The following is a 25,231-nucleotide window of genomic DNA, read 5'->3' on the forward strand; positions in this document are numbered from 1 at the left end:
GGCGCTCACTCTTCCGCGTTCTTCTTTTTGCCTTTCTGCGCACCGGGCAGCTTGCGGCCGGTGGCGGTGGCCCAGCGGGTGTAGGAATCGCTGAGTTCTTTGACGAGTTCGGGCTTGGCGGAGGCGAGGTCGTTGAGCTCGGTGCGGTCGGTGGAGAGGTCGTAGAGCTCCCATTTGACGGGCTTGGCGGCGGTGTCCCAGACGAGCTTCCACTGGCCGTGGCGCACGGCGCAGTTGCCGCTCCATTCCCAGCAGAGTTCGGCGGGCTCGGGGCGTGTGTCGCCACGCAGAACTGGTGTGAGGCTGCGGCCTTCGATGGGAGGTGCTTTTTCGCCGTGGATTTCGGCGAGTGCCCGGGCGCCGGCGAGTTCGAGGCAGGTGGGCAGCACATCGATGATGTGGCCCATCTGATTGGTCTTGGTGCCAGCCTTCACATGGCCGGGCCAGCGCGCGATGAAGGGGGTGCTGATGCCGCCTTCGTTGACCCAGCTTTTGTAGCGGCGGAAGGGGGTGTTCTGCGCCCAGCCCCAGGAAGGACCGACGGCGGTGTAGGTGCTCACGATGCCGGGCTGCTGGGTGGGATCGCGTCCACCGGGCTCTTCGGTGCAGCCGCCGTTGTCGGAGAGAAAGAGGATGAGGGTGTTGTCGGCGATGTGGAGTTCCTCCAGCGTCTTGAGCACGCGGCCGATGTTTTGATCCATGCGATCCACCATGGCGGCGTAGGTGGCCATGCGCAGATCTTCCCAGTCCTGGTTCGCGCCGTCCCAGGCGTAGGCTTTGGAGTCGGTGCCGGAGAGCGCGGGCATGCTGTCCCACAGGCCCATGGCCTTCTGGCGCTCATAGCGGGCCTGGCGCATGGCGTCCCATCCGGCTTTGTATTTCCCGCGGTATTTGGCGATGTCTTCCGGCGGCGCATGCAGCGGGTAGTGCGGGCAGGTGAAGGCGAGATGGAGGAAGAAGGGCTTCGATTCTCCGGTGAAGCGCTTGATGGTTTTGATGGCGTGATCGGTGAAGGCGTCCGTGGTGTAGTAGCCGGGCGGGAACTCTTTGATGAGCTGGTCATTGTGGCCAAAGACACGTGTCTTGCCGCCTTTGGCATCCGGGTCCGGCTGCGCGGGGTTGAAGAAATTGCAGCAGCCGTCCATGAGGCCGTAGTACTCATCGAAGCCGCGATCGAACGGGCGCTGCGGGGCGCTGCTGCCGTGATGCCACTTGCCGCAGAGCGCGGTGCGGTAGCCTGCGGCGCGCATCTGCTCGCCCACCGTGGCGATGTTTTGCGGGATGCTGTTGCCACTGTTGCGCGGATACATGCCGGAGAGCAGGGAGGCGCGTGTGGTGGTGCATTTGGCGTTGTTGTAAAACTGCGTGAAGCGCAGGCCTTCATCCGCGAGGCGCTGCAGATTCGGCGTGTGGATCTCGCCGCCGTAGGGGCTGATGCAGGAGAAGCCCATGTCGTCCGCCATCATGAGAATGATGTTGGGCCGCGGGGCTTCGGCAGCCTTTGCAGGAAGGACTGCGGCGAAAGCCAGGAGTGCGAGGAGGGTGGGCTTCATAAGCAAAGTGAGTGATCAAGGCGCCTGCGCGGCGTCGCGGACTTCGTGCAGCTTTTTCCAGATGTCTGTCTCAGGGGCCTGAGGCGAGAGAAGCAGGATGATCTGCGTCTTTTTGCTCTCGGGCAGCGGGCGCACATCGATCTCAAGATTCAGCGTGATCTGGCGGCCGTCGGTGAAGGTGTCGATGTAGGGCACCTTGGCGGAGAAGAGGCGCGCTTTGTCGCGAAGCTTTACTTCGGCATTGAAGACGGCTGGATCGGGCTGGATGCCCTTGCCGCGGCCCACGAGGGTGCTGAGGCCTTTGAAGTATTTGTCGAGAAAGTCCTTCAGCTCCTTCTCGTGGATTTCCGGTGTGCCGTCGATGCAGATGGAGAGCGCGTACGTGAAATAGGTGGGCGAACCTGTGCGGAACATGCCCGGTGAAAAGCGTGCCTCTTCATAGCCCGACCATGGAATGTCCCGCGCAAAGCCTGGAGGGATGGGCAGGCGCTCAAAGCGCCAGTCCGCAGGCCCGTGCAGCATGGTGGGCGCAGGCTGCGCGCGCTGGGCCATGAGCGGAGCGGCGCAGATGAAGAGCAGGGAGAAGGCAAGATGTCTCATGGCGCAGGTGCGTGTGAAAAGGCGGGTCACGAGTGGCGTGACCGCATCACTCATTTGGCCTGCTGCTGCTGTTGTTGCAGCTGCTGCATTCTTTTCTTCCGCTTTCCCTTTCCAGGTTTTCCGACCTTTCCGTCGCCGCCATCCGTCTTGCCGGCGGCGGGGTTCAGTTCGCCCAGCACGGCGGTGAGGCGGGTGCGGGCGGCTTTGCTGGCCTCGGTATCAGCGGCGGGGAGCACGAGTTTTTCCACAAAGGGGGCATCGCTCATGTCAAAGAGCTCGCCGCTTTCATTGAGCTTCCAGCCCTGGCTGCGCACATACCAGTGCGCGCCGAGCTGCACATAGGCCCACTCACGCGGCGTGCCTTTCTCCCCGCGCAACTGCGGGGCGATGCTGACGCTGTCGAACTTGAAACCCTCGGGGGCTTTGGCTCCGGCGAGTTCTAAAAAGGTGGCCTGCATGTCGGTGAAATTCACGAGGTCTTTGTTCACCTTTCCTGCCGGTGTGACGCCGGGCCAGCTGGCGATGAGCGGCACGCGGGCTCCGCCTTCCAGCATGGAGGCCTTTTTTCCATTGATCATGCGGCCGCCGATGGTGCTGGGGTAGTTCAGCGCGGTGCCGTTGTCTCCGGCGAAGAGGATGAGCGTCTTTTCACGCAGGCCGAGCTTTTCCACCTCTGCCACGAGCGCGCCCACCTGCTTGTCCATGTAGGCGATGTTGTCGTTGTAGAAGTCCGCTCCTTTGGCCGCGTCCGCAGCGGAGTCTGGCGTGCGCAGGATGGGGCCGTGCACGAGATGCATGGGGTAGTAGAGGAAGAAGGGATGCTCCTTGTGCCGGTTGATGAAGTCGAGGCTGAAGGCCTGGATGATGTCCGGGTTGTACTCCTCCTTGGGGGTGTTGATCGTCTCGCCGTTTTTCTCGTAGCTGGTCTTCCAGAACCAGCCGCCGGCGACCGGATCGGTGCAGTATTCGTCAAAGCCCCAGTCCTTCGGCGTCTCGCCCACCTGCCGCCATTTGCCGGACTCGCCGGTGGCGTAACCGGCCTGCTTCAACAGTTTGGCCATGGGCTGCTCATCCGCAGCCTTCGCGCCGGGGCCGCCCGCGCGCCAGGAGCCATTGCCAATGCCGCCGGTGCGGAAGGCGTAGCGCCCGGTCATGAGCACGCAGCGCGAGGGGCCGCAGAGCGGGGCGGAGTAGCAGAGGTCAAAGCGTGTGCCGGAGGCCGCGAGCTTGTCGATGTTCGGCGTCTTGCGCACATCGGAGCCGTAACAGCTCAGGCCGTCATGGCCGAGGTCATCCGCAAGGATGAAGATGATGTTGGGCTGCGCCGCTGCCGCAGGCTGAAGCAGCAGCGCGAAGGTGGAGAGCAGAGAGAGGAGCAGGGTCTTCATGTGAAGGGCTGGGCTGAGGTTGGTGAGAGTGACGAAGGCTGGTTCTTGAAGGAGCTATTGACCGTTCTTCTGCGGCTTTTCTTTTTGCTTCACGATCATCTTCTCCGGCTCCTTTGACCCGGGCGGCTTCTCGGTACTGATCTTGGCGCGCAGCTCCGGCGGGAGCTTGCTCTCATCGATCTTCGTACCGGTGATGTCGATGGTGGCGCGCATGGTGGCAAACCCGAGGGGCAGTGCGGTGATGGGGCAGTTCTTCACACGGAGCTGATTGACGATCTGCACCTTTCCGAACGACTCCGGCAGTGTGGTGAACGGATTGTCAGACAGATCACACACACGCAGCCGCGTGAGGTTTGAGATGCTCTCCGGAATGCTTGAGATCTGGTTGTGCGCCATGTTGAGGTGCCGCAGCTCGGTGAGATGGCCGATGGCGGCAGGAAGCTCGGTGAGGTGATTGCCGGAGAACTGCAGCTTCTTCAGCCGCGTCATCCCAAACACAAAGGCGGGGATCGCCTTGAAATCGCAGTCGGTGAAATACATGCCCTCGAGTGCATCCATCTGCGTGACCGCCTCGGGGAGGTCGTGCAGGCGCTTGTTATGCTCAAAGTACATGAAGGTGACGTTGTCGAGCTGGCCGAGTTCTTCCGGCAGAGAACCGAGGTCGTTCTGGTTCAGGAAGAGGTGCACATTCTTCACGCTTTTCAGCGGCACCTGCCGGCCTTCATCCTCGACGATGAGGCTGCTGATGCCGGTGATGTCCGTGAGCCCGGTGTCAGACAGCAGCAGGGCGCGGTCGTCTTCCTTAAGGTTGTTCGTCTGATCATGATGGCTCGGCATTTCGACGCCCTTTTTGGCAACGAAGAGCGTGGGCGGCCCCTTGGCGGCCAGTTCGCCCAGAGTCACAGCCTGTGCGCTGCCTGCGGCAGACAGCAGAAGGAGTGCGAAGGCGGTCTTCATGGCTGGCTGCGAAACGTGGGCGAGGCCCTCTTTTATCATTCATCGGTGCTCAATCGCCCTTGTCATCGCCATGCTCGTAGGTCTTGGGCAGGGTGGCTGCCCATTCCGCAAGCTGCTCGGTGAGGCGTTTCAGTACTTCGGGCCGCTTTTCGGCGAGGTTGTTTTGCTCCCCCGGGTCCTTGGCCAGATCGTAGAGCGTGACCTCGCCATTGCGGCGGTGGGAGCCGTGCAGCTTCCAGTTTTCCACCAGCAGGGTGGGATCGCTCCGCTCCGAGCTGGTCTTCCAGAAGAGCGGCTTCGTGCGCACATGCACGCCGCCGAGCAATGCCTTGGATGAATCTTCCCCGTCGAAGTCTGATGCATTGATGGAAATGCCGGTGATGCCGCAAAGCGAGGGCAGCCAGTCCGCGCCGCTGATCACTGACTTGTCGTCCACCCGGCCAGCGGGCACCTTCGTGGGCCAGCGGGCGATGAAGGGGACGCAGACGCCGCCTTCGAGATCGGTGTGCTTGCCGCCACGGAAGTTGGGCCCGGCATAGCCCATGGCGTTGAGGCGGGTTTCTTCGATGTCGCCGCCGGACTTGTCTTTCTTCTTCTTTTTCGGCTTTGCGTCGGCGCCTTCGGAATCGCGCAGCGGGGCGGCGCCCTGATCACTGGAGAAAACCACGAGCGTGTTCTCGCGCAGGCCCAGTTCATCCAGTTTTTGCAGCAGGCGGCCGATTTCAGCGTCCATGGATTTCACATCGGCAAGGAAGGCGCGCAGGTGGGCTGCGGGATCGCCGCCGAGTTTTTTGCAGAGCGCGAACTTCTCCTGCATGGCCGGTGTGAACTTCGACTCGTCCAGCTCCAGAGGACCAAACGCATCCAGCACCGCCTGCGTGGGGTGGATGGGATGATGCGAGATGTGGTCCCAGATATTCACGTAAAACGGCTCCCCTTTGTGCTTCTCGATGAAGCTGATGGCCTGGTCATACATCGGCGCATCGCGGCCGCGACTGTCCTCGGGTTGACGATGCTTGTTGGGTGCGCCCTGGTCGGAACCGATGACATCGATGCCATAGGTGCCCGGCTCCAGCACGGTGCCGATGTGCCATTTGCCAAAGTGGCCGGTGGCGTAGCCGTTCTTCTTGAGCAGCTCCGTGATGGTGACGCGGCTGCCGAAACCGAAGCTCGCAGGGTACTTCTGAAACGTAGCGGGAAACTTGCCGGTCATGAGCCCCGTGCGCGCCGGGCAGCAGGTGACGCCGGTGGCGTGGAATTTGGTGAAGCGCGTGCCGTCCGCGGCGAGCTTGTCGAGGTTGGGCGTCTGCGCATAGGGATGACCGTAGCAGTGCGGGTCTCCCCAGCCGAAGTCATCGGCGAGGATGAAGATGATATTGGGCTTGTCCGCCGCATGGCAAGACAGCGAAAGAGCCAAAGTCAGAGTCGCGAGCAGGAGGGGCTTCATGCAGTGCGCGCGGAAACGATGGAAACATGCCGGTTCATACAGGCTCTGTGAGAGAAGGGATCATCCAACAAGCCCTCTTGCTCCCCGTTGCAGAGGCGCGGTGGCCATCTGCCGCATCCCATCATGAGCGCGACAGACATCCAGGCATCGTGCCGACATTCCAGCCGTCGGGACTTTCCCCGAACGGCTTCTCGTCATTCGCAAACGTTTGAAGAGCATGGGCTTCGTGATTCTGCTGAATCTAAACGGAAAGGTGGTATTAGCTTGCCGTATTCATGAGCCATTATCCTAGTTATCTCAGTCAGGTCACCCAGAAGTGTGTTTCTCAGGCTGAGAATGCGTTGCGCGCAGCTGTCTCCGAGAAATACCATTCACTCAATGAGGAGATGATCACCCACTTGTTCTGGTGTGAACTGGTTCATGAAGCGAAAAAATTTAACAAGGCTGGGCTGTGGTCTTCAGCACTCGCCCAAGATCTGCACTCGGTTTTTTATCAGGTGCAAAGCCATGAGTTTGAACGTGACTATCATGGGTTGTTCTGCGAGGTGCAGTTGCACAACCATGCGAAGGAAGCAAAGTCGGGCGGAGATTTCGGGCTTTTTGCCAGCCTGCCACAGTTGCATCATGGCTATTACGGGAGTGGCCAGACCTGCACAATCAAGTTTGTTGATCGCGCGCTGCTCGTTCAGGCCAAGCTTCGATCCAAAGGCCGGAGACGGCCCACCTTTAAAGACAAACAGGCGGAGAATTTATCATCGAATGCCGGGTTCTCGGCCTTGTTGCTCTATTCTTATGAAGACAAGGAGCAAAAGGACCTCAGTCCTTTTATTTGGCAGTCTTGTGCAGGAACAGACACCGCCTTGATGAATGAGTGGTTGAGAGATATGCATTTCCCATCTCCAGCAAACTCCACTGAGGTGATCGATGGCCTGTATCGTGAAAAACTGGGAACCGCGAACCAAAATTTGATCAACACCGTTATTCGTTCCTCATCAAGACCGAGAATAGAGTTAAGGCTCCAGTGGCCTGACCATAGTACACCAGAATATGTTGTCGAATTGAGCGATTATTTGGAAGAGAAAGAAAAGCAACGCATCATGGTTTATGAAGGTTAGCCGGGTCAGCTGACTCACAATCTCTTCAATTTGGCTGATAACAGCCCGGCATCAATCATCACCCTTCCCACCCGATGAGTCCGGATTCCTCGGTTCATCGTGTTTTGGCAGCCACTGCTGCAGCTCGGCTTTGACCTTGGCAGACTCCAGCTGGGTGGCGAGGTTGGTGCGCTCGAGCGGGTCTTTGTCGTGATCGTACAATTCCTCAGCGCCATCGGCGTAGCGGATGTAGCGCCAGCGGTCGGTGCGCAGGGCGTGGTTTTTGAAGCCAGCGGTGGTGAGAGCGGGACGGTCCCACGGCGCGGAGGGGTTTTTCAGCAGTGGCATGAGGCTCACGCCTTCGATGTCGGACTTGGCGGGGAGGCCGGTGAGAGCCACCAGCGTGGGGTAAAGATCCAGCAGGCTGACGGGATGCGTGCACACCTGCTGCGGAGCGACGCCCGGGCCGGCGATGATCAGCGGCACATGGGCGGAGCCTTCGCGCAGGCTGCCTTTGGACCAGTTGTGCTTTTCGCCAAACTCATAGCCGTTGTCTCCGCAGATGACGACGACGGTGTTCTGGCCGTTGGGTCCCTCGGTGAGGCCCTTCAAAATGCGGCCCACGCAGTCGTCCGCATAACGGGACGAGGCAAGGTAGGCGGAGAGGAGTTCTTTGCGCCGCTCAATGAGCACGGCCTCGGTCTTGTGCGACTTTTCGCGGACGGAGTCGGGTAGGCCCGCGTTTTCGTCGGCAGCAAGGTCGGGCACGGCGATGCGGGCGGGCGGGAAGAGGTCGAAGTACTCCTGCGGCACATACCAGGGTGTGTGAGGCTTCACGATGCCGCAGGCGAGGAAGAAGGGCTCGTCATGTTTTTTCGTGAGGAACTCCGCAGCCCATCCCGCCAGCTTCCAGTCCTCCATCTCCTCCTTGCTTTTGTAGAGCGGGCCCCAGGCGTGCTTGCCGATGGCGACCATGCCTTCGCCTTCCGGGGTGGGGGCGTGCTTCTTTTCTTTGCGGCCGAGATCGAGGCTCTCGGCCCAGATGCGCTTGCCCGCGGCGGCGGCGATGGCGGAGCTGAAGACTTTTCCGGCCCCTGCGAGGTGGTAGCCTTGATCGCGGAAATACGTGGGCAGCGAGATCCGGTTCTTCAAGAGGTGGTCCTTCGGCAGATTGTCCTGGCTGTTGTCATAGATGCCGGTGGTGGAGGGGCGCAGGCCGGAGAGAAAGGCGGTGCGTGAAGGATTGCACACGGGGGCCGCGCACTGCGCATTGGCAAACTTCATGCCGCTCTTTGCAAAGCGGTCGAGATTGGGCGTCACCGGCTCTGGTGAGACATCGGTGCGGCCGGCGTAACCGTTTTGATCGTCGAGCACGATGAGCAGGACGTTGGGCTTTGCGGTGGGAGCCGCCTGCGCTGAGGCCAGCGCAAGAAACAGGAGTGGGAGAAGGAGACGCGTTTTCATGGTGGAAATGGGAAGGCGGGTTTCAGGTCTTCGGCAGGCTTTGGAGCCACTCCAGCAGCAGCTCAGGCCACTTCGCGGGTGGGTAGCCGTTCTTCACGCGCTGGGGGATGAGATTGCCCACGCCGTGTGCGCCCTGATCAAAGACCGCCATGCGCACGGGCACGCCGAGCGTTTCGAGGTCGGCCTTGATGTCCTGCGACATCTCGATGGGCGCGCCACCTTGCAGGCCATCGTTTGTGGCATGCACGAGGAACACGGGCGGTGCATCTTTTGGAAACACAAAGGGCGATTCCTTCTGCCGCCAGTGCCAGGTGGCGAGGCCGACAGCGAAATCCGGGCGGCTGCTTTCGCGCTCGATGGGATCGGGCGACTGCGCATCGCCGCGATCAAAATTGGCCGCGAGATTCATGCTCAGATTGCCACCGGCGGAGTAACCGGCGATGCCGATCTGTCTGGGATCGATGCCCCACTCGGCGGCGCGATGCCGTACCAGGCGCACGGCGCGTTTCGCGTCCAGCAAGGTCAGGGCCTGGATGCCTGCATTGTCCACCTTGTGCGGCGGGCGCAGGCGGTACTTCAGGCCGATGATGGCCACTCCCTTCGGATTGAAAACTTGGGCTGCGTATTCCACATGCGTTCTCCAGTCCAGCGCGCCGTAGCCGCCGCCGGCGCAGACGATGAGGGCCATGCCGGTGCGCTTTTCCGCAGGCGGAAGAAAGAGGGTGATGGCCGGCACGGTGACATTTCGAATGGTGCCGCGCGCTTCCTGGATCTCCGCAGGTGCGTTCTCGAGAAACTGCGGCGGTTTGCCGGGCCAGAGAGGGATCGACTCCGCGGCACCGAGCACGGCGGCGGAACAGAACCAGAGGCAGCAGAGCAGTTTCATGGTCGGCCTCCTGAAACGCTGGAGTGGCGAAGTCTTTCGTGAAATAATCGGCCGGCCGCCGCCTCTCACCGGCATGAAGCCTGCCGTTTTAGCCCTCGCCCTCATGCTGCCTTCACTGTCCTGCACCGCCACCACCCCTGAACACGCCGAGGAGGCGGGCACGGTGCGCTGGGGCCGCATTCTGGAGACCGCGCTGGCTTCGAGCGGGCAGACGGGCAAGCCGGTGTTTGCCTTGTTTCAGGAGATCCCCGGCTGCGCGGGCTGCAAGCAGTTTGGGAGAGAGGTGATGTCGCATCCGCTGATCGTGGAGGCTGTCGAGACGGAGTTCACGCCGCTGCTCATTCATAATAACCAGGGGGGCAGGGACCTGGAGGTGCTGCAGCGTTTTGGCGAGCCTGCGTGGAACTACCAGGTGGTGCGCTTTTTCAATGCCCAGGCCGAGGACATCATCCCGCGCAAAGAACAGGTGTGGGACACCGGCGGAGTCGCCGAGCGCATGGTGGCTGCGCTCACCCAGGCGAAGCGCCCTGTGCCCGCCTATCTGAAGCTGCTGGCCGCCGAGCAGTCGCCACGGCTGAAGGAAGCTGTGTTTGCCATGTACTGCTTCTGGACGGGAGAGATGGAGCTGGGCCGCATTGACGGTGTGGTGACCACGGAGGCCGGATTCATGGATGGAAGAGAAGTGACGCGGGTCAAATACGATCCGCAGGTCATCTCGCTGCCGCAATTGATCACCGCGGCTGAGAAGGTGGAATGCGCCAATACGGTGTCTGTGCCGGCGACGGATCTGCCTGGGGCAAAGACGACTCGGCTCAAGGTCGGTACGATCTCCGGGTATCGAGCGGCGCCGAAGGATGATCAGAAAAAGCAGATCAGCGGTACGGCGGCGGAGAGGCTGACGCTCTCTCCGTGCCAAGCCACCAAGGTGAATGCGTGGATCCGCACCGATCCGGCGAAGGCGCTGCTGTTCCTCACGAAAGCGCAGCAGACGCAGCTCAAGGGCGGGGCTTGACGATGAGGGTCTCCAGCGGTGGTGCCTCATGTGCGCCGGTGTTTTCATAACCGGGCAGCTCCTTGCCGCCGTGGCGCTCCTCGCGCGTTTTTACATCCGGACCATAGGCCATGCGCAGGATTTTCAGGTCTTGGATTTTGTCCTCAGCGCGCAGGGCGAGCTGGGTGTGGTAGATGGCGCAGTCTTCGATGCGCACGCGGGCATCCCCACGGCCACCGGGGCCGCGTGCGCGGATGGCCACCTCGTTGTCATCAAAGACGCAAAGGGAGATGAGGGCATCGATGTGCTCCTTCAAATTCAGCGCGGCGCGTGTGTTGATCTGGCTGGGCTGGTTCCACCCGTGCATGTAGCACTGGCGGATGATGAGCTTGCAGCGTTCGCCATCGGGCGGGGTCTTGGAATCAAAGGCGTTCTCGCCCGGGCTCTGTCCTTTCTTGAAGCCGGGGGAGTCCTCGGTGAGAGGGCCGGTCCACAGGTGGCATTTTTCGATGGTGAGGCTGCCGCGCTGCTTGCGGTCGGGATCAAACTGGACGCAGTCGCCGGTGATGTGGGAGATGTCGCAGTTGCGGATGGTCACGTCTCCCCAGCGACCGGTGATGCCGTGGGCGTCGGTCTGATTTTCAAAGGTGCCGTTGAGCAGGTGATGGATGTGGCAGTTCTCAATGACCACCCGCGTGCCGAATACGCCCACGCCATTGCCGGTGCCGTTGAAGATCTCGCAGTTTCTCAGCGTCACATCATCCGCGGTGATCTTCACAATGTTGCCGCCCGCACCCTGCGCATCCACGCGATAGTTTTCATACACGCCGGGCTTGGTGATTTCCAGACGGTGCACGAGCTTGGCACCTGACTGGGGGCCTACAGGGCCGGGTGCGCCGGCGAGGTCCGCAGCGTGCAGCGAAGGCAGGAGGGAGACGACGGCGGAGCAGAGCAGAAGCGTGCGTTGCATGGCAACCCAGAACGTCGCTTCAGGCCCGATGCTTCCAAATCACCATGGAATGACCGCCCGGTCCTTGAGGAACTTTCCGCGCAGGGAGTGCGGTGCTTCCAGCGCCAGCCAGGTCAGCGTGTCCGCGCCTTCGCCGGGGCTGCGCGGTGCATTGCCGCCGCCCATCTCCGTGCGGCACCAGCCGGGGCACATGCTGTTCACCATCACCTCCGGCAGGGCGAGGGAAAGCTGCTGCGTGAGCATGTTCACGGCAGTCTTGCTGATGCAATAAGCAGGCGCCCAGGCCTGAGAGACGCCGTTCAGACTGCCCGCGCCGCTGGACACATTGATGATGCGCGCCGCGCTGGATCTGGCGAGCAGCGGCGCAAAGGCCTGGCTCACACGAAACGTGCCGACGACATTGGTGTTAAGCGTCTCCAGCAGCACCTCGGGCTTAAGGTCCAGGAGACTCTGGTAGTGGTCCAGCACGATCGCCGAATTGTTTGCCAGCACGTCCAGCCGGCCAAACTGCGTGTCGATTTGCGCCACAGCGGCCTCGACGCTCGCAGGGTCCGTGATGTCCAGCGTCACACTGGCGGCGCCGCGCCCGATCTTTTCGGCGGCTGCGGCGGCACGGTCTTGATCGCGGCTGGCGATGATGACCTGCGCACCGTGTGCGGCAAGCTGGCCCGCCGCGGCAAAACCAATGCCGCGCGTGGCTCCAGTGATGAGGATGATGGGTGTCATAAGAAGAGAAAGGAAAGCGTGCCGGGCTAACGCGCCTCAGGCGCGCTCCCAGCGGAACTTACGCTCCTCTTCACGAATCGGTTGATCGTTGATGCTGGCGTAGCGCTTTGCCATGTAGCCGTTTTCATCAAACTCCCAGTTCTCATTCCCGTGGCTGCGCCACCACTGGCCTGCGTCGTCATGCCACTCGTATTCAAAGCGCACGGCGATGCGGTTTCCGGTGAAGGCCCACAACGTTTTCTTGAGGCGGTAGTCCTGCTCCCTGGCCCACTTCTTTTTCAGAAACTCCACCACCTCCGCGCGGCCATTGAGAAAGACATCGCGGTTGCGCCATTCGGTGTCGGGTGTGTAGGCCAGCGAGACGCGCTCGGGATCGCGGCTGTTCCAGGCGTCTTCGGCGGCCTGGATTTTCGTGATCGCGGTTTCTTCGGTGAAAGGCGGGAGTGGCGGACGTGGGTTCATGGTGTGTGGAGCTTGAGCTGGGATTCGAGTTCGGCAATGCGGGCTTTCAGCGGAGCGATGGCCTCCTGCACCTCGGCGGCGGTGAAGCGCGGTGTGATGAATTTCGGGCAGTTCCAGTCATAGGACAAAACGCTGATGACAAAGATGCGCTCCACCTTGGCGGCATGCCCTCCGGGCGGTGTGATCTTCTCCGCCAGTTCGGGGTGCTCCCGCGCGTCCAGCACCTTCGCGTGGCCGAGGATTTTCAGCCGCTCACGGGCCGGGTAGTCCATGAGGAAGAGGCTCACGCGGTCATTCCTGGCCAGGCTGCCCACGCTGATCATCTGGCGGTTGCCGCCGTGGTCGGCGAACATGAGTTCGTTCGGTCCGGTGACACGCAGGAAGCCCTTGGCCCCGCCGCGGTGCTGCAAATACGGCCAGCCGTTTTCCGTGATGGTGGCCATGTAGAAGGAGTCGCGCTGTGCGATGAACTCCGCCTCCGCAGCCGTGAGAACATCGTTCTCAGGTGCGGAGTCGAACGCGGGGTAGGTGCGTCCGTAGAAGTGCCGCTCCGCCTCGAGCACGGCAGGCGTGAGCAGGGTATGCATGTAGCGGTCAGCCATGGTCGAGGGGGAGGGTGGAGGTTGAAGTGGTTTTGTTTTTAGAAGACGAGCGTCTGCCAGCCTTCCGCGAGATAGCGGCGGATGCTTGCAAAGCCGGGCGTGCCGGCCAGTGCGTAGTCCTTGAGGTGCGGCAGGCCGCAGGCCTCGACCTGCTCCGTGGCGCCAAACACGGCGGAGCAGCCGCAGGACGCACCGGTGACGACGGGCCGCACGCTGTTGTAGAGTCCATTGGCAGGATGCGTGACCTTCGTAAATTCGGCGGGCCAGCGCACGCCGGTGCCGGCAAAGACGACGTTCACTTCGTCGTTCTGCGCCTGGGCTTCTGCCGCGAGGGCGAGCGCATTGAAGGCGCGGCCGAGGGCTTCTTCGCCGTTTTTGGGATCGGAGGTGATGATGATTGCGAGTTTCATGGGTGTGGAGTCAGGGTGATGTGCTCTTGATTGAGCAATGCCATGGTGCCGCACGCGCCGGACCGCGGGTAATGCCGCTTCCTTGTTGCCGTTATGCCGGATGTGCATAGCCTCTGCGCCATGTTGGACCGCATCAAAGCTCTGCTCACTGTGATTGAAGAAGGCAGCGTGAACCGCGCAGCGGTGCGACTGTGCATCACCCAGCCTGCGCTGAGCCGGCAGATGCAGGCGCTGGAGCAGGAACTCGGGGGCAGGCTGCTGGAGCGTGAGACGAGCGGCGTGAAGCCCACGGGCCTGGGGCATGCCCTGGTGAAGGCCATGCGGCCGCTGGTGGCGGACTATGACGCCGCGCTGGCGGAACTGCGCCGCCAGGCACGCGGAGAGCGCTCCGAGCTGCGCGTGGGCTACCTCGCCTCCGCCGCGCAGAGCATGCTCACGCCAGCCCTGGCAGCGCTGCGAAAAGCCCAGCCGCAGGTGAGGCTGAAGCTGCATGACATGTCTCCACGTGAAATGCTGGAGGCACTGCGCACCGGGGAGCTGGATGTGGCGCTCATCGGCCAGGAGGGCGTGGCGGCGGCGAGAGAGTTTCACAGCGCCAGGCTCTGCTCCCTGGATGTGTGCGTGGCCGTGGCGGATGATGATGAACTCGCTGCGCGAAAGAGCATCGCACTGAAGGAGCTGAAGGGCCGCGACTTCATCGGCGTGGATGAAGACGAGGTGCCGGGACGCAACCGCTGGGTGGCGGCGCTTTGCAAAGGTGCGGGCTTTAAACCGCGCTTTGTCGCGGTGGTGGATGGTATTTCCAATGTGTTCTCACAGGTCGTCTCGGAGTCCGCCGTGACACTGCTTCCAGGCTACTTTGAAAGGCAGCAGCATCCCGGCGTGAGTTTCATTCCCGTGAGCGATGAAAAGGCGCGGTGGGATTTTTTCGTGCTGTGGCAGAAAGGCCGCGCCTCCGCCGCCACACGTGCGCTGGTGGATGCGCTGAAGCAGGCGGCAGCGGCGCTGCGCTGAGCGGATCAATGCAGCGGCAGGCCATGCTGCTGCCAGAAGGACTGCATGGCCGCATGCGAGCCGTTGAACACGTTGCGCTCCACCGGACGGTCCAGACTGCCGAAGTAGAGGCTGTTTCGGTTCATGCCGTGATTGTAAACCTTCGGCTGTGAGCGGCCACGCGCCCAGTCCACGCCGCCGTACTGCCACATGGCCCAGTCTGACCATACCTGGTACTGGTGGAGCAGGCCGCGGGGCGTGCCCGGGGCCGGGTACACAGGCCCGGCGCCGCTGTCATGCGCATACAGCGCCAGCCAGTAGGGCATGCGGCGCAGCTTCGCTTTGGTGGCGGGGTCCGCGCTGCTGAGGAGCTGCTTGAGGTGCGTGCTGTTTTCCAGATAGGCCACGGGCACCACACCGGTGCGGGATTCCACCCGCTCCATGAAGCGCAGAATGTCCGAGAGGCCCGAGTGCGCATCAAAGTCCGCGCACAGCAGCAGCGCGGGCGCATTCCACGCGCGGCCTCGCGCCAGGGAGTGTGCGCGTGCGCAGAATTGATCCGCCTGCTTCACCGCATCCACATGCGTCTGCAGCCGGTAGTAAACGCCCGGCAGCATCCCCGCGCGGTCAGCCGAGGCGAGGAAATGCGCACACTTCTCGTCCAGATTTCCGCCCTTGCCCGCGCGGGCGATCAGCGCACTGGCCCCATTGGCGCGCAGCGCGGACACATCGTGCTCGGAGTAGCCCTGGCCGGGACGTTGTTTCTCCTTCGGATCATAAGCCGAGACATTGACGACCTGCGGCATGCCATATGACGACATCGGCGGCTGGCTCTCCGGCGGCCCGCCGGCGGGGGGTGTGGTGGCGCAACTGGCAAGAGCAAAGAGGAGCGGCAGCAGCAGAGTGTGTTTCATGCGGATGTATTCGTCAGTGACACCAGTGATGGACTGCCGGGCTTTTGGCAAGGGGCCTCATGCCACTCAAGCGGCTGCGGCAGCGTGAAGCCGGCGAACTCAACGTGCAGCACACGGCGGCGCCTCGTGCTGGAGGAGCGGGAGGAGGCGTGAAGCAGCAACGGACGCATCAGCAGCACATCGCCAGCCCGGGCCTCGCAGAGAATTTCGTCGCGGGTTTCCCGCCAGCCGCGGATGGCCTCGGCGCTCAGCCGCCCTGAGCGATGTGTTCCTGGAATGACTTTCAAGGCTCCATTCTCCGCATCGGTGTCGTCGAGATGCAGCCGCGCGGTAAGCATTTGCTCCAGCAGGCGCACGGGTGGCTGCACATGCGGCACGCCATCCTTCACGCTCCACGGGCCGAACCCCGGAACTTCGGCCTGTTCCCTGAGCGCGAGAGTCAGGTCCTGATGCCAGGCCACCAGCCAGTTCATTTCAGGCCGCTTGTCAAAGTAGATGCCGCGTACAGGGACGGGCGCGCTGGGAAGATATGGGCGTGCGAGGCGGCTCAAAGCAGAGTGCGCAAGATCAGCCACCGCCTGCAGGCGCAGCATGCCGCGCATGCCTGCGCCATCGGCATCGCCCAGCAAGGACGCCAGTGAACGGCATCCATCCGCATCGAGCACATTCGGCACGATGGCGAATCCATGGATGTCCAGATGAGGGGCGAGGGTCATTCCGCCGATGACTTGCATGCCCGCGGCAGACCTTCAAGGAGCCTTTGCATCCGCCAGATGCTTCAGGAAAAACGCCGTCGTCTGCTGATCGATCTCCGCGATGGTCGGAGAGATGGCGTCGCCGCTGAAGCCGTGGCCGGCGCCTTTGGAGATGATGCACTCGACGGAGGCCCCTTTCGCCTGCGCGGCATCTCGCAGAGCGATGGCGTTGTGCACGGAGAGGACTTTGTCATCATCTCCATGCGCCACCAGGATGGCGGGACTGTCTGCGCGGAGGAGATCGATGGGGCTGAGCTTCAGGGCGAGCTCGCGCTTCTCGGTGAGCAGGCCGCCGAGCAGGGGAATCATGCGCTGCGGGCGCTCGAAGTTGCCACCCTTCATGCACTCGGCATCCACAAACGAGACCAGAGGATAAAAGGCCGCCACGCAGCGGATCTTTGCGGGTGGTCCTTCCATGGTGGGATCGCAGGGGTAGTCGCTGTCTTTGCCGAGGGCCGTGACCAGCGTGAGGTGTCCGCCGGCGGAGGAGCCAAAGGTGCCGATGTGGTCCGTGTCGATGCCGTACTCCGGCGCGTGCTTCACCAGAAAGCGCAGTGCGTCCTTGCAGTCGGCCACGGCGTCGGCGGCCAGCGTGGGTTTGCCATCCACCAGGCGGTACTCAACGCTCGCGCAGAGGAACCCGGCCTGATTGAGGCTGCGGATCACGCCGATGACATCGGGCCGCAGCACCTTGTACCTGTCGCCACCGCCCCAGCCGCCGCCGTGGATGTACACGACGAGCGGTGCTTTTTCGTACTTCTGCACCAGCGGCTGAAACAGCATGAGGTCCAGCTTCTTTTCGCCCACCTGCTTGAAGGTGATGTTATCGACGATTTTCAAATCCGCGGGCAGGCGCGGCTCGCTGCCTTTGCGTTTGTCAGCAGCGTTCGTGAGGTGCGTGCTTAGCAGCAGAGCGCAGAGAATGAGGAGAGGTTTCATGCGGTGCGTCCTGAAACGCACACAGTCTCCTCATCTGGCGCAACATTTCGCGTTCACTCAAAAATCCGTGCGTGTGACCTTGCCGCCATCTCCTGAACGCAGTTCGATCCAGTCGATCTCCACCGGCTGCTCCTGCATGGGCAGGTACAGGCGCACGATGCCGAGGGGGCCGGTGGCGGGGAGGGTCACGCTGATCTCCTGCCAGTCCGTTCCTTGGAGCGTGAAGGGCACGCGCTGGGCTTTGCCACCCGTGGGCACCCAGTCGAAATGAGAGGTGCCGGGCCTGGCCTTGATGCGGAATTTCGCTGTGGTCGGTCCGCTGTGCTTGCTGGCGGAGAAGCCGAGGAAACATTCAAAGCCGATGTTGGTCACGCTCACGATGCTGTTTTTCACCGTGGCCTTGCAGTCGCGGGCCTTCCAGCCTTGCATGGCGGGATCGCTGTCGTCCTTGGCAGGTGCTTTCGCCTTGGCCTTGGGCTGCGGTTTGCCTTCGAGCTCCGGGTGGTACTGCTTGGGATCAAAGGCCGGATTGGGCACGGGCACCACGGCATGGGTGTCTTTGAGGAAGGTCTCGATCAGCGTATCCAGTTCCTTCACGAGTTCGGGCTTCTGCGCGGCGAGATTGGTCTTCTCGCCGGGGTCATCGTGGAGATTGAAGAGCAGGTAGCGGTGCGCGCCGTTCTCTCCCGCGTGAAAGAGGCGAATGAGTTTCCAGTCATCGCGATGCACGGAGACACCGGGCGGCAGCCAGTCCGGCACGCTGGTGGAGGCATGCGGGAAGTATTGGAAGAGGGCTTTGCCGGGGAGGTCGCCGCCCTTCAGCGCGGGCAGGATGCTGTGCCCGTCAAAAATCTGACCGGGTGCGGGCTTCAGCGCCAGGGCCTCAAGCAGCGTGGGGTAGTAGTCGTCGCTCTGCACCAGCGCATCGCTCCGTGCTCCCGCTTTGGCGATGCCGGGCCACACGATGACGCCGGGCACGTGGGTGCCGCCTTCGAAGAGGCAGCCCTTGCCGCTGCGCAGCGGTGCATTGCTGGTGGGCGTGGTGCCGTCCACCGTGTCATACATGTTGCCGCCGTTGTCAGAGGTGAAGATGATGATGGTGTTGTCAGCGATCTTGAGGCGGTCCAGCGCATCCAGCAGCGTGCCGATGGCGTCGTCCATGCTCTCGACCATGGCGGCATAGGTGGGGCTGTGCTGCGGATCTTTGGGATCCACACGGGTGCGGTATTTTTCGATGAGCGCCTTCTTCGCATCAAACGGCGCATGAACGCTGAACATCCAGTAGTTCAGGTAAAACGGCGCGCCCTTGTGCTTTTCCATGAAAGCCACGGCCTCCTTGGCCATGCGATCCTCGATGTGCTGGTCCGGCACGTTGGGATCCGCATCGAAGTCCGCGAACTTCCACGGCGCCACATAGCTGCCCGCAGGCCCGGGCCCGGGATGATGCGGCACATCCACATCAAAGCCCTGCTGCAGCGGCGAGTAGGGCTCCGGGCCCAGGTGCCATTTGCCGAAATGGCCGGTAGCATAGCCTGCGTCATGCAGAGTCTCAGCCAGGGTGCGGTATTCGGTTTTGAGCCGGGTGGGCGGAGTGGGCTGCAGCACTTTCTGGTCCGGTGCGGCCTTCTTTGGCAGCGTGGCCTGCAGGATTACCTGGGGCATGTGGCCGTTCGGCACGGTGATGCCTGTGCGCGCGGGATTTAGCCCCGTGAGAATGGCGGAGCGCGTGGGCGAGCACAGCGGGCTGGCCGAATACGCGCGCGTGAAGGTCATGCCGCGCTGCGCCAGCCGCTGCACATTCGGTGTCTGGTAGAGCTTCGTGGTGCCGTAGAGCGTGGTGTCGCTCCAGCCGAGATCATCGGCGAGGATGATGATGACATTGGGCTGTGCCGCAAATGACAGCGGCAGCATGATGAAAAGGGCCAACAGGGTGGTGGGAAGAAAAAGCCTCATGGTGCGGAGACGGTCTTTAGATGGGTCGCGAGACGCTCGCGCATGCGCTTCATGCGCTCTGCCTGCGCCGGTTGGTCGGCGAGGTTGTGCAGTTCGTCACGGTCGGTACGCAGGTCGTACAAAAGCTCGCCGCCGTTTTGATCCCAAACTATATAGCGAAAAGCGTCCGTGCGCACACTGTGGCCGGTGAGCTTTGTGTTGGTGGCCACCATGGTGCTGACGGCCATCTGGCGGCCCTTGGCGGCGGGATCATCGAGCATGGGTTTCAGGCTGCGGCCCTGCAGGTGCTTGGGGCGCGGCAGCCCGGCGAGATCGCACAGCGTCGGATACACATCGACCTGCTCCGCGAGTCCCGTGCGCACTCCCGGTTTCACCCCGGGCGCGGCAATGATGAGCGGCACGTGAGTTCCGCCCTCAAACAGCGTCTGCTTTGCCCACAGGCCGTGTTCGCCCAGCTGATAGCCATGGTCACCCGTGAGCACGACGATCGTGTTCTCTGCGAGCTTCAGCTCATTGAGCCTGGCGAGAACGCGGCCAATCTGCGAATCCACAAAACCCGTGGCTGCCAGATAGGCCTGCAGCGCATCAAGGGCTTCGTCATGCGTGCTGAGCCGGTTTTTGTCGATGGCCTCAAAGAACGCCCTTGGGGCCACATACGGAGTGTGCGGCCGGATGAAGCCCACCGCCAGGAAGAAGGTTTTCTCTTTGAAGGCATCCAGCGTGGCGATGGCATCATCGGCGATCTGATAGTCGGTAAAGTCAGCCGCCGGTCGCGCTGAGGCAGCGTAGGCGCGGTTGTAGCCCTCTCCCTTGGCGGTTCCGTGTGGCTTGTCACCAGGATCATTCGCCGCCTTGGCTTCGACGAAATTGTCGGTGTCCTTGTGCAGCGCGGTGCGCAGCTCCACATCGAGCTTCGTCTTGGGGTCGGCCACATGGAAGACTTTTCCGATTCGCCCCGTGGCATAGCCATGATCCTTGAAATACTGCGGCAGCGTCACCACCTCAGGCAGCGCCTTTCTCAGGCTGGTCGTGAGATCCATCACGCCCGTTTTCTCCGGATAGCAGCCCGTCAGAAAGGAGCAGCGTGAAGGGTTGCACAGGGCAAACTGCGTGTAGGCATGCTCAAACCGCACACCACGCGCCGCCAGCGCATCCATGGCTGGAGTGTGCACGCTCGTATTGCCATGGCATGAAAGGGTGGTCGTCAGGTCGTCAACAATGATGAACAGCACATTGGGACGCGCTGCGTGCAGCACAGGCGCGCCGAGCAGTGCCAGAAAGAGTGCAAAAGAGCGCATCATTGGCGGCTGTGGAGTTTGGCTTTCGTTTACGGCTTTGTGCCCCCGCTTTTCTTGTGCAGCTCATCACATTTGGCGATGGCAGCTTTGAGCGGCGTGAGAATCGGATCAATGGGCTCCTCGTGGTCGCTGATAAAACCCTCGCGGTAGAGAGTGCCGCGCTGCTCGTAGGATGAGATTTCCCTGGCGTCTCCTTTCTTCAGGGCGGCCAGATAAGGCTGGCGCAGACCACGCACGTAGCCGCAGTGATGCCAGCCGATGAACCACGGCTGCGCAAATAACTTGGTCAGAGTCTCATCGTAGGTCTGGCCGAGCGCCTGATAAAACTCCGGGTTCCCGCCATTCATAGCGCTGTCCGGCCAGATGGGCTTGCAGGTCGTGTCCCCGTTGATGATGGGCAGGCCGCTCTCCTGATGCACGCTGGCGAGCGTGGCCACCTGCTCGTCGGCAGGGGCGTAATACTGCACGCTAATGACATCCACAAAGCCATGCATCTGCCGGAGGCTTTCCTTCCGTTCCGCAGGATGTTTGCGATCACGGTTCATGTTCAGCTTGTCACCCAGAATGAGATGGTGCGCGTCGTGTTTGCGAATGCTTCGGGCACGCTCCTCATACCAGCGGTGCATGAGGGCGGAGAGAAAAGCGCGGCTGTCGGCGGCAGCGGCATCGGGATTTCCCAGCTCGACCCATTGCGTGCAGGCGGCGATCTCATCCCAGCTTGTGGCTTTGAGCGCATACACTGCAGCCGCCTTGGCCGGGTCGGCGTGGCGCTTTTGCAGCAGGGAGATCCACGCCTGCTTGCCCGCGGCTGTGGCCGGTTGTAACATCAGGGCATGCACCCATGGGTGCAGCCTCTTTTGCGCAGGAGAGAGCTTCGCATAAGCCGGACTTCCTTCTTCATCATCCACCGTCCATGGCGGGCCGTCGGTATAAGCGTAGCCGAGCAGTCTAGGATCTTGCGCACGCGGTTTCACAAGCTTGTCAGCCACCGCGGCAAGCTCCACGAGGAAACGGTCGTCAAACACATCCGTCGGCCGCTTCGCAAACTGGCGCACCAGTTCCGCGCGCTTCATGTTCCAGCCCCACGGCACTTCGACTGGCAGATGGCACACGTAGTAGCCGCCGACTGCCTCCTGCAGGCTTCTGGAGAGCGGGTTGTGAAACCCCAGCGTGTTGAAACTCCATGCCTTGAAGTTCGCCGCCACGCGCGAGGCCCACTTTTTCACCGCCGCGGATTCATCGTCATACGAGCCGTCTCCACGGAAAATCTCTCCTCCATAAGTGGCGCGAACGAAGCTCGTATTGCGCGGACTCTGCCAGTAAACCGGCTCGACATGGTTGGCACCGATGGACAAGAACGTTTCTCCCGCCTGAGAGCGAAACCACCAGACACCTTCGATCTGGCAGAGGCTCACGGCTGGCTGCGCATCAGCAGCCATGACCATTCCTGCCGTCAAAAGCACACACGAGACCAGCTTCACACGAGCGACTAAGAAGGAGCAGAGAATTCGAATCATAGCAAATAGGGGGCAGGATCAACATGCGAAGTGGTTCAGTCGCCTGAGGCCTTCTTTTCCTCCTCGGCACTCGTCCACCACCGCTTTTCATCGAAGCCAGGATTTTGGGTTGGCAGCCTGGCGCCCGTCCGTTCCAGCCAGGCATTCAGCGCTTTGATCAGGTGCGCGGCTTTTTTGGGACGCTCGGCGGCGAGATCGTGCGCCTCGCTGAGGTCTTCGCGCATGTTGTAGAGTTCAGTGCGCGGACCGATGACGAGCTTGCCATAAGGCTTGTCGTCCGGGGTGAATCCCGTCGTCTCCAGATAGTCGCCAAACCAATGAATGAGCTTCCAATCGCCCTCACGGATGACGGCGCAGGGCGTGCGGCCATAGTTGGTGGTGTAGGTGGGCATATGCCAGTGCAGCGCGGTGCGTTGAAGGGCGCCGCTTTGCTCCAGTAGTGGCAGCAGGTTCTCGCCATCGAGCACATGCTGTGCCGGGGGCGTGGCTCCTGCGAGCGCCGCATAGGTGGGATAAAAATCGACGGCATGCACCGGCACGTCGGATGTGCTTCCCTCTTTCACCTTTCCCGGCCAGCGCACGATGAGCGGCACGCGGATGCCGCCTTCATACGGCGAGCCCTTGCCTTCGCGCAGCGGGGCGTTTTTGGTCACACGCGAGAGCCCTCCGTTGTCGCTGGTGAACACCACGGCCGTGCGTTCACGAAGCCCGAGTTCGTCGAGTTTTGCGAGCAGGCGGCCCACCTGGTTGTCGAGATGCTCCAGCATGGCGAGATAGTTTGCGATGGGCCGCTCGGTGGCGCGGCCTTCGTTCGTCGCAGCACGCTGATAGCCGCGAGCCACATGCTTTGCGATCAGAGCCTCCGGCGCTTCCAGCGGCGTGTGTGGGCTGAAGTGAGAGACAAAGGCAAACCATGGTCTGTCTTTGTTCATTTCCACGAAATGAATGATGTCATCGGTGATAGACGTCACAGTTTTGTCTTCGTGATGCTCCGCTCCATTTGCCGGACCGGCAAAATCAAAGCCGTAGGCGTCGAAGTATCCGCCCCCGTCGCGTTTCCTCAGCGGGGCCACGGAGGCATTGTTGGCGATGTGCCACTTTCCGCTGATCCCCGTCGCATAGCCCGCCTTTCTCAGTGTCGTCGCCAGCGTCGCCACTTTCGGAGCCAGGGCGTCATTGGCTGCGGGAGACAGCATCGGTGCCCTTGAGGGCTCTTTCTCATTGAGCACCTTGAACACGCCCGTGCGTGCTCCGTATTGACCGGACAAAAAGGCCGCGCGGGTCGGCGAGCACTGCGCATCCGCATACGCAGCAGTAAAGCGCATGCCTTGTGCTGCAAGACGGTCCAGGTTCGGCGTGGCGACATCCTTGTTGCCATAGCAGCTCAGGGCGTTCCATCCCATGTCGTCCGCGAGAATGTGGAGAACATTGGGCTGCGCCGCGAGGGACGAATCGCCCAGGATGCAAAGAAAGATCAGGGAGCAGAGTCTTTTCATCAGTTGGCAGGTTTGAAGTCCAGCGTGCGAAACTCCGCCGCTCCGGGCGGCAGATGCACACGCACATGGATGACACGCCCCTTGGCCGGAATCGCCACTTCCTGCGTCTGCCATTCACCGCCAGCCTTCACTTCAAATGGCACGCGGTTCGCAGGGAGAAAGTCTTTGTCTCCATCCATGCGCCACGCGATGGCACCCTGGCCGGAAGCGGCCGTTTTAAAGACGATTTTGGCGGTGGCAGGCGCTGGCAGCTTGATCTGGCTGTGGGTGATGAAGGTTTTAAAGACGATGGCAGGCGCTGGCTGGCTGTGGGTGATGAAGGTGCCTTTGCCAGCCTTGTCCGGCGTGAGCACGAGCACTCCGTTTTGGTTGACGAGGCTGCCTCCACGCGCCAGCCAGCCGCGGGTGGCTTTGGTGTCGGGCTGGTCGGCTTTGGCCTCGGGTTTCGGCGCAGGCTTTCCTTCGAGGTAAAAGTCAAAATAGTCATTCCACACCGGAGCCATGGGCCCAAGGGCGAGGCCCGGTGGATTCAGCTCCGCGCACCACGCGGTGAGTTTGCCACGCAGCCGTGTCGCGATTTCAGGATGCTGCGAGGCGAGGCTGTGCTTTTCTTCCAGGTCAGTGGAGAGATCGTAAAGATACTCGCGCTCACCCCCGCGCAGCAGCTTCCAGTTTCCCTCGCGGATGGCGCTCTGCGCCATCCAGCGCCACATCAGCGCCTCATGCGGCGACCGGGTGTTTTCACCTTTGAGATACGGAAGCAGATTCACACCATCGAGATCTCCGGGCTTTACCGAAACGTCCGCCAGCGCCGCTGCGGTGGCCGCGACATCCAGCGCGCTCACCGCAGGCTCATACGTCTGCCCGCCCGGGATCGTGCCCGGCCATGCGATGAGGAAGGGCACATGCATGCCGCCCTCGCTCAGCATGCCTTTTTCACCATTGAGCGGAGTGTTTAGGCTGCCATCCCAGCCCCCAGCATCGCCATCCAGTGGCGAGTCGGTTTTGTGAATCTTGAGCGGCGCGCCGTTGTCACCAATGAAAAAGATCAGCGTTTTTTCGGTCAGGCCGTGCTGCTTCAGCGTGTCCGTGATCAGCCCCACGCCATCGTCCACAGCCGCCAGCATGCCCAGCGCAGCGCGGCGGCGCTCCGGCATCGGGCCGGGGAAACGGTCCTTGTACGACTGCGGCGCATCCACCGGCGTGTGCGGCGCGCGCAGAGCGATGTACAAAAAGAACGGCTGCTCCTTGTAGCGCGTGACGATGGCCGCCGCCGCCCGTGTGCAGCCCTCGATGTGATACAGCTCCGGCCTCATCTCGCCCATGGGCTGGTCCTTGCCATCCACCGTGATGTTGGCAGTGAACTTCTGCTGCCCGTGCTGCGAGTAGGCATGGGTGAAGCCGTGCCTGGTGATCCCGTTCGTGGGCCCGAGGTGCCATTTGCCAAACTGCGCCGTCACATACCCAGCCCGCTGCAGCCGTGTGGCGATGGTGGTCTCCTTGTTAAAGCCATCCAGCGCGGAGTTGTTGTTGTCCAGATTGAAGCGCCCCTGAAACTTCCCCGTCATCAGTCCCCCGCGCGACGGCACGCACTGCGGCGCGGTGCTGTAGCCGTTCTTGGCAATGACACCGCTGCGGGCGAGTGCATCCAGGTGCGGTGTCTTCACATCCTTCTCCACGCCGCGAATGCCGAGATCGGCGAAGCCGTGGTCATCGGTGTAGAAGACAATGAGGTTCGGCTTTTCAGCGGCCGGGCTAGAGACCGCCAGTGCGACTGCAAGCCAGCCACAAGCCCATGAGAATCGCTTCAGCATAA

Annotated in this window: 23 protein-coding genes; 3 read left to right on the forward strand and 20 right to left on the reverse strand. The window is 62.0% G+C overall.

Annotation, left to right across the window (positions count from 1 at the left end; genetic code table 11):
• Positions 1–5: 5 nt before the first annotated feature.
• Genes ACILSQ_RS03860 through ACILSQ_RS03880 form a run of 5 tightly spaced genes read right to left on the reverse strand, consistent with a single transcriptional unit; the run spans position 6 to position 5,945 of the window.
• Positions 6–1,553 (reverse strand): arylsulfatase, encoded by a 1,548-nt coding sequence (locus ACILSQ_RS03860; protein ID WP_395742264.1) that lies wholly within the window; start codon positions 1,551–1,553, stop codon positions 6–8.
• Positions 1,554–1,568: 15 nt separating this feature from the next.
• A complete protein-coding gene (locus ACILSQ_RS03865) occupies positions 1,569–2,153 on the reverse strand; it encodes a hypothetical protein (RefSeq protein WP_395742265.1) in 585 nt (194 codons plus the stop codon).
• A gap of 50 nt (positions 2,154–2,203) precedes the next feature.
• The gene (locus ACILSQ_RS03870; RefSeq protein WP_395742266.1) at positions 2,204–3,541 is read right to left on the reverse strand and encodes a sulfatase-like hydrolase/transferase; all 1,338 of its coding nucleotides are present in this window, start codon (positions 3,539–3,541) and stop codon (positions 2,204–2,206) included.
• A gap of 54 nt (positions 3,542–3,595) precedes the next feature.
• The gene (locus tag ACILSQ_RS03875) at positions 3,596–4,498 is read right to left on the reverse strand and encodes a leucine-rich repeat domain-containing protein (protein ID WP_395742267.1); all 903 of its coding nucleotides are present in this window, start codon (positions 4,496–4,498) and stop codon (positions 3,596–3,598) included.
• Positions 4,499–4,547: 49 nt separating this feature from the next.
• Positions 4,548–5,945 carry a sulfatase gene (locus ACILSQ_RS03880; protein WP_395742268.1) on the reverse strand — a complete coding sequence of 466 codons (1,398 nt, stop codon included), beginning with the start codon at positions 5,943–5,945 and terminating at the stop codon, positions 4,548–4,550.
• Positions 5,946–6,220: 275 nt separating this feature from the next.
• On the opposite strand from ACILSQ_RS03880, the gene ACILSQ_RS03885 reads away from it, so the two are divergent.
• Entirely contained in the window at positions 6,221–7,060 is an 840-nt protein-coding gene (locus ACILSQ_RS03885) for a hypothetical protein (protein WP_395742269.1), read from the forward strand.
• A gap of 51 nt (positions 7,061–7,111) precedes the next feature.
• Here ACILSQ_RS03885 and ACILSQ_RS03890 read toward each other — a convergent pair whose 3' ends face one another.
• Together ACILSQ_RS03890 and ACILSQ_RS03895 are read right to left on the reverse strand one after the other, a co-directional pair.
• Positions 7,112–8,503 carry a sulfatase gene (locus tag ACILSQ_RS03890; protein WP_395742270.1) on the reverse strand — a complete coding sequence of 464 codons (1,392 nt, stop codon included), beginning with the start codon at positions 8,501–8,503 and terminating at the stop codon, positions 7,112–7,114.
• Positions 8,504–8,525: 22 nt separating this feature from the next.
• Positions 8,526–9,389, reverse strand: a complete 864-nt coding sequence (locus tag ACILSQ_RS03895; protein ID WP_395742271.1) for an alpha/beta hydrolase — start codon at positions 9,387–9,389, stop codon at positions 8,526–8,528.
• Here ACILSQ_RS03895 and ACILSQ_RS03900 point away from each other — a divergent pair.
• Positions 9,388–10,401: a VPGUxxT family thioredoxin-like (seleno)protein, type 2 gene (locus tag ACILSQ_RS03900; RefSeq protein ID WP_395742272.1), complete on the forward strand. Its 1,014-nt coding sequence runs from the start codon at positions 9,388–9,390 to the stop codon at positions 10,399–10,401. The two genes, ACILSQ_RS03895 and ACILSQ_RS03900, sit on opposite strands and share 2 nt — an antisense overlap.
• On the opposite strand, the gene ACILSQ_RS03905 is transcribed toward ACILSQ_RS03900, so the two are convergent.
• Genes ACILSQ_RS03905 through ACILSQ_RS03925 form a run of 5 tightly spaced genes read right to left on the reverse strand, consistent with a single transcriptional unit; the run spans position 10,385 to position 13,550 of the window.
• A complete protein-coding gene (locus tag ACILSQ_RS03905) occupies positions 10,385–11,350 on the reverse strand; it encodes a right-handed parallel beta-helix repeat-containing protein (RefSeq protein ID WP_395742273.1) in 966 nt (321 codons plus the stop codon). The two genes, ACILSQ_RS03900 and ACILSQ_RS03905, sit on opposite strands and share 17 nt — an antisense overlap.
• 39 nt (positions 11,351–11,389) lie before the next feature.
• The gene (locus tag ACILSQ_RS03910) at positions 11,390–12,076 is read right to left on the reverse strand and encodes an SDR family NAD(P)-dependent oxidoreductase (protein WP_395742274.1); all 687 of its coding nucleotides are present in this window, start codon (positions 12,074–12,076) and stop codon (positions 11,390–11,392) included.
• A 36-nt stretch (positions 12,077–12,112) separates the two neighbouring features.
• Positions 12,113–12,538: a DUF1348 family protein gene (locus tag ACILSQ_RS03915; protein ID WP_395742275.1), complete on the reverse strand. Its 426-nt coding sequence runs from the start codon at positions 12,536–12,538 to the stop codon at positions 12,113–12,115.
• Entirely contained in the window at positions 12,535–13,140 is a 606-nt protein-coding gene (locus ACILSQ_RS03920) for a pyridoxamine 5'-phosphate oxidase family protein (protein ID WP_395742276.1), read from the reverse strand. Before ACILSQ_RS03920 ends, ACILSQ_RS03915 begins: the two co-directional genes overlap by 4 nt.
• Positions 13,141–13,178: 38 nt before the next feature.
• Positions 13,179–13,550: a hypothetical protein gene (locus tag ACILSQ_RS03925; protein WP_395742277.1), complete on the reverse strand. Its 372-nt coding sequence runs from the start codon at positions 13,548–13,550 to the stop codon at positions 13,179–13,181.
• 120 nt (positions 13,551–13,670) lie between these two features.
• On the opposite strand from ACILSQ_RS03925, the gene ACILSQ_RS03930 reads away from it, so the two are divergent.
• Positions 13,671–14,564, forward strand: a complete 894-nt coding sequence (locus tag ACILSQ_RS03930) for a LysR family transcriptional regulator (protein WP_395742278.1) — start codon at positions 13,671–13,673, stop codon at positions 14,562–14,564.
• A gap of 5 nt (positions 14,565–14,569) precedes the next feature.
• Here ACILSQ_RS03930 and ACILSQ_RS03935 read toward each other — a convergent pair whose 3' ends face one another.
• Genes ACILSQ_RS03935 through ACILSQ_RS03970 form a run of 8 tightly spaced genes read right to left on the reverse strand, consistent with a single transcriptional unit; the run spans position 14,570 to position 25,229 of the window.
• The gene (locus ACILSQ_RS03935; protein ID WP_395742279.1) at positions 14,570–15,457 is read right to left on the reverse strand and encodes a GH25 family lysozyme; all 888 of its coding nucleotides are present in this window, start codon (positions 15,455–15,457) and stop codon (positions 14,570–14,572) included.
• Positions 15,454–16,173, reverse strand: coding sequence for a phytanoyl-CoA dioxygenase family protein (locus tag ACILSQ_RS03940; RefSeq protein WP_395742280.1), 720 nt, complete (start codon positions 16,171–16,173; stop codon positions 15,454–15,456). Before ACILSQ_RS03940 ends, ACILSQ_RS03935 begins: the two co-directional genes overlap by 4 nt.
• Before the next feature lie 33 nt (positions 16,174–16,206).
• Complete coding sequence (locus ACILSQ_RS03945; RefSeq protein WP_395742281.1) at positions 16,207–17,151, reverse strand: alpha/beta hydrolase fold domain-containing protein; 945 nt, start codon at positions 17,149–17,151, stop codon at positions 16,207–16,209.
• A gap of 57 nt (positions 17,152–17,208) precedes the next feature.
• Positions 17,209–19,104, reverse strand: a complete 1,896-nt coding sequence (locus tag ACILSQ_RS03950; protein ID WP_395742282.1) for a sulfatase — start codon at positions 19,102–19,104, stop codon at positions 17,209–17,211.
• A complete protein-coding gene (locus ACILSQ_RS03955) occupies positions 19,101–20,405 on the reverse strand; it encodes a sulfatase (protein ID WP_395742283.1) in 1,305 nt (434 codons plus the stop codon). The genes ACILSQ_RS03950 and ACILSQ_RS03955 overlap by 4 nt, the downstream gene beginning before the upstream one ends.
• Positions 20,406–20,431: 26 nt before the next feature.
• Complete coding sequence (locus ACILSQ_RS03960) at positions 20,432–21,919, reverse strand: hypothetical protein (RefSeq protein ID WP_395742284.1); 1,488 nt, start codon at positions 21,917–21,919, stop codon at positions 20,432–20,434.
• 35 nt (positions 21,920–21,954) lie between these two features.
• Positions 21,955–23,415, reverse strand: a complete 1,461-nt coding sequence (locus ACILSQ_RS03965) for a sulfatase (protein WP_395740142.1) — start codon at positions 23,413–23,415, stop codon at positions 21,955–21,957.
• Complete coding sequence (locus tag ACILSQ_RS03970; protein WP_395742285.1) at positions 23,415–25,229, reverse strand: sulfatase; 1,815 nt, start codon at positions 25,227–25,229, stop codon at positions 23,415–23,417. The genes ACILSQ_RS03965 and ACILSQ_RS03970 overlap by 1 nt, the downstream gene beginning before the upstream one ends.
• Between the last annotated feature and the right edge of the window lie 2 nt (positions 25,230–25,231).

It is taken from the genome of Prosthecobacter sp., assembly GCF_044227185.1.
Lineage (GTDB): Bacteria > Verrucomicrobiota > Verrucomicrobiia > Verrucomicrobiales > Verrucomicrobiaceae > Prosthecobacter.

Bases quoted from the DNA above. Each gene is read 5' to 3' on its own strand.
- ACILSQ_RS03860 (WP_395742264.1), bottom strand. From the start codon at position 1,553: ATGAAGCCCACCCTCCTCGCACTCCTGGCTTTCGCCGCAGTCCTTCCT.
- ACILSQ_RS03865 (WP_395742265.1), bottom strand. From the start codon at position 2,153: ATGAGACATCTTGCCTTCTCCCTGCTCTTCATCTGCGCCGCTCCGCTC.
- ACILSQ_RS03870 (WP_395742266.1), bottom strand. From the start codon at position 3,541: ATGAAGACCCTGCTCCTCTCTCTGCTCTCCACCTTCGCGCTGCTGCTT.
- ACILSQ_RS03875 (WP_395742267.1), bottom strand. From the start codon at position 4,498: ATGAAGACCGCCTTCGCACTCCTTCTGCTGTCTGCCGCAGGCAGCGCA.
- ACILSQ_RS03880 (WP_395742268.1), bottom strand. From the start codon at position 5,945: ATGAAGCCCCTCCTGCTCGCGACTCTGACTTTGGCTCTTTCGCTGTCT.
- ACILSQ_RS03885 (WP_395742269.1), top strand. From the start codon at position 6,221: ATGAGCCATTATCCTAGTTATCTCAGTCAGGTCACCCAGAAGTGTGTT.
- ACILSQ_RS03890 (WP_395742270.1), bottom strand. From the start codon at position 8,503: ATGAAAACGCGTCTCCTTCTCCCACTCCTGTTTCTTGCGCTGGCCTCA.
- ACILSQ_RS03900 (WP_395742272.1), top strand. From the start codon at position 9,388: ATGGTCGGCCTCCTGAAACGCTGGAGTGGCGAAGTCTTTCGTGAAATA.
- ACILSQ_RS03895 (WP_395742271.1), bottom strand. From the start codon at position 9,389: ATGAAACTGCTCTGCTGCCTCTGGTTCTGTTCCGCCGCCGTGCTCGGT.
- ACILSQ_RS03905 (WP_395742273.1), bottom strand. From the start codon at position 11,350: ATGCAACGCACGCTTCTGCTCTGCTCCGCCGTCGTCTCCCTCCTGCCT.
- ACILSQ_RS03910 (WP_395742274.1), bottom strand. From the start codon at position 12,076: ATGACACCCATCATCCTCATCACTGGAGCCACGCGCGGCATTGGTTTT.
- ACILSQ_RS03915 (WP_395742275.1), bottom strand. From the start codon at position 12,538: ATGAACCCACGTCCGCCACTCCCGCCTTTCACCGAAGAAACCGCGATC.
- ACILSQ_RS03920 (WP_395742276.1), bottom strand. From the start codon at position 13,140: ATGGCTGACCGCTACATGCATACCCTGCTCACGCCTGCCGTGCTCGAG.
- ACILSQ_RS03925 (WP_395742277.1), bottom strand. From the start codon at position 13,550: ATGAAACTCGCAATCATCATCACCTCCGATCCCAAAAACGGCGAAGAA.
- ACILSQ_RS03930 (WP_395742278.1), top strand. From the start codon at position 13,671: ATGTTGGACCGCATCAAAGCTCTGCTCACTGTGATTGAAGAAGGCAGC.
- ACILSQ_RS03935 (WP_395742279.1), bottom strand. From the start codon at position 15,457: ATGAAACACACTCTGCTGCTGCCGCTCCTCTTTGCTCTTGCCAGTTGC.
- ACILSQ_RS03940 (WP_395742280.1), bottom strand. From the start codon at position 16,173: ATGACCCTCGCCCCTCATCTGGACATCCATGGATTCGCCATCGTGCCG.
- ACILSQ_RS03945 (WP_395742281.1), bottom strand. From the start codon at position 17,151: ATGAAACCTCTCCTCATTCTCTGCGCTCTGCTGCTAAGCACGCACCTC.
- ACILSQ_RS03950 (WP_395742282.1), bottom strand. From the start codon at position 19,104: ATGAGGCTTTTTCTTCCCACCACCCTGTTGGCCCTTTTCATCATGCTG.
- ACILSQ_RS03955 (WP_395742283.1), bottom strand. From the start codon at position 20,405: ATGATGCGCTCTTTTGCACTCTTTCTGGCACTGCTCGGCGCGCCTGTG.
- ACILSQ_RS03960 (WP_395742284.1), bottom strand. From the start codon at position 21,919: ATGATTCGAATTCTCTGCTCCTTCTTAGTCGCTCGTGTGAAGCTGGTC.
- ACILSQ_RS03965 (WP_395740142.1), bottom strand. From the start codon at position 23,415: ATGAAAAGACTCTGCTCCCTGATCTTTCTTTGCATCCTGGGCGATTCG.
- ACILSQ_RS03970 (WP_395742285.1), bottom strand. From the start codon at position 25,229: ATGCTGAAGCGATTCTCATGGGCTTGTGGCTGGCTTGCAGTCGCACTG.